Origin of the sequence: Microvirga tunisiensis (assembly GCF_009296175.1) — a bacterium.
Classification (GTDB): domain Bacteria; phylum Pseudomonadota; class Alphaproteobacteria; order Rhizobiales; family Beijerinckiaceae; genus Microvirga; species Microvirga tunisiensis.
In genome coordinates, this window is sequence record NZ_VOSK01000716.1 from 1 (window position 1) to 1,577 (window position 1,577).

The window sequence follows — 1,577 nt, forward strand, 5'->3', positions numbered from 1 at the left end:
AGTGACGTGGCGGATCCGGCAGCCGGGAATGAGCGAGAGCGAGTTCATGCCCCGCTCTGCCGATGGAAATCGGCGGGATCAGGTCACCTTACTGCGACTCATCCACGCAAAGTGCGGGAGAGCCGCGCATTCGGGGGAAGATCAGTCAATATGACAGCCGAAATCACTTAGTGATAGAGCTCGCGACGGTGCCGCGCCTTCAGCACCAGGTCTACAGCCATGGCCAATTCGGCTTGATCGAACTCAAAGCATCCGAGACTATCAACCGTCGAGCGGGTGGTATGCGAGTAAATCTCGAGCCAGAACGACGGCAGATCCTGCACGCCGGACGCGTCCGGAAGTTCGCTGAGACGCACCTCGAGGGAACAGAATCGTGCAACAAGAGTGGTTCGAACGCCGGCTGTATTCTCGGCCGCGAACACGAGCCGGACATAGGCGCGGATGATCTGTTGCTCAATATCGTCCGAGCAGAGGTCGGACAAGAGAGAAAAACCGGTATCAATGCGACAGTCCCATGCCATTCGAAGCTCCATTGTTGTCTCGCTGTGTTCTCAACCTCACCCACGGGCCATGGGCGCGACGCACCATTTATGCAGCGCGTTGATGCTCACTGAATCCGAGGGGAGCAGTGGCTCGCGCCGGCTGTGCCCCCTCGATGACGTGCCGAATTGTTTCTGACACGACAGTCACTGTCGGCTCGTGCAGGACAATGTCGCCGCGCGCCGAGATGCGTGTGGTGTGAGCGGCGATGATGACAGGGCGGCTGGGATAGGCGTCGTGATACTGGTCTGCCAGAATCCAGCCGTCGATCAAGCCCGGTAGAGCAGCACGGCAGTATAGCCAGCTGATCCGGTGCTGCCGATGCCTGAGGGTGAGAAAGGCCCGCTCGCCCGTGTGGGCGGTCAAAACGGTGTAGTTGGCAACCCGGCACTCCTGCGCAAGCCGCTCGCAAAAACCCGGATTGTTGTCCACGATCAGGATGCATTCTTCGATGATCGGGCTCATAGCGGTCTCCTGCACGATGGCGCTTCGCCAGCCCTCTGTGGTGAAGTTCACCTCGAGAGCCTTGTGACGTTCGGACATTAGCTGATCTCATCAGTGGGGCCCGATTGTCTTTGTGGGTGCGCCGATCGTCAGGAGAGATTGCGACGACCATACTTTGGTTTGAGTCGATCGATACGATAGCCGTCGTGATTCGATTGGTCTGGATAGGCGCCCCTTGGCATGTCAGGTTGGCCATGCTGCTTCAGCGCCGGGCATAGGAGCCGTCTGGAAGCAGCCAAGTTGTATCGTTCGCTGAGCCAGAACTTGATGTCGTGGATGGCGCCCTCCACCAGCGTCAGACGTGCCAAACTAGGCATGTTGAAGAACCGGATAGGAGCCACTCATCATGCCTGAGATTGTCACGATTGGCCTTGATATCGCAAAGAACGTCTTCCAGCTGCACGGCTGTTTGGTGGCGGAACGTTGTTGGGATCGGGTGCGTTACGCCATTGAGGAGTACACTTGGCGCTTTGACGGCCTGCGACGCCGAGCTTCTCACCGCAGGAGGACGTGATGCACTCCCTTCATCCGCA

At 58.5% G+C, this 1,577-nt stretch carries 3 protein-coding genes; all 3 read right to left on the bottom strand.

The window, feature by feature from the left end; translation table 11 throughout:
• Positions 1 to 167 precede the first annotated feature (167 nt).
• The gene (locus FS320_RS43095) at positions 168 to 521 is read right to left on the bottom strand and encodes a hypothetical protein (protein ID WP_152718614.1); all 354 of its coding nucleotides are present in this window, start codon (positions 519 to 521) and stop codon (positions 168 to 170) included.
• A 67-nt stretch (positions 522 to 588) separates the two neighbouring features.
• Positions 589 to 1,083 (bottom strand): response regulator, encoded by a 495-nt coding sequence (locus FS320_RS43100; protein WP_152718615.1) that lies wholly within the window; start codon positions 1,081 to 1,083, stop codon positions 589 to 591.
• A gap of 256 nt (positions 1,084 to 1,339) precedes the next feature.
• Positions 1,340 to 1,577 (bottom strand): hypothetical protein (locus FS320_RS47420; RefSeq protein ID WP_210252263.1); only part of this gene is annotated, 238 nt, incomplete at its 5' end.

Excerpts from the sequence above, each read along its gene's own strand:
- FS320_RS43095 (WP_152718614.1), bottom strand. The coding sequence starts at position 521 with ATGGCATGGGACTGTCGCATTGATACCGGTTTTTCTCTCTTGTCCGAC.
- FS320_RS43100 (WP_152718615.1), bottom strand. The coding sequence starts at position 1,083 with ATGTCCGAACGTCACAAGGCTCTCGAGGTGAACTTCACCACAGAGGGC.